Source organism: Vibrio sp. 2033 (assembly GCF_033339735.1).
This window is the reverse complement of record NZ_JAWOVC010000824.1, coordinates 1-521: the sequence shown is the minus strand read 5'-3', so window position 1 is coordinate 521 and position 521 is coordinate 1. Positions and strand designations below refer to the sequence as shown.

Below are 521 nucleotides of genomic sequence, written 5' to 3'. Positions count from 1 at the left end.
TAGTCTATATTGTCGATCTCCTGCTCGATTCGTAAAATTAACTCCGCGGCTCGCCTGTCAAACTCCGCCGCGGTGACTCGCTCTGCCTCAATGCAAAGCTCAGTCAGCATGCTGATTCCAATTGCCCCAACTGCACCTTTGATGCCGTGGATAACCCGTTTTTTATCTCGCTCAGTCGAGGCAGCTTGTAGGTTTTCAATATCCGTTGCCATAGATTGGCTAAACACACGCGCAATTTCTTTTGCGTCTTGCGTTTTAAAACGCTTAATCCAATCCGGTAATCGGGTCTTTTCTTTCTTGCCAATAAATGGCACCAAAACGGTTTTCAATTTGTTGAGGTCGTAAGGCTTGTAAAGTACATCATCAATACCGATGTCTTGTGTGCGCTCATTGGCAAGGCGAGCATCCTCTGCCGTCACACCGATGATTGGCAGCGATTTGAAACCAGACGCCCTCATATGTTTGATCAGTTCATAGCCATCCATTTCTGGCATGTGGAAATCGGTCAGCAGCAACACGAC

At 47.2% G+C, this 521-nt stretch carries 1 protein-coding gene; it reads right to left on the bottom strand.

Features of this window, described 5'->3' with window-relative positions:
* On the bottom strand, positions 1-521 hold a 521-nt coding region (locus R7P74_RS29305), incomplete at both ends, for a response regulator (protein ID WP_318124247.1).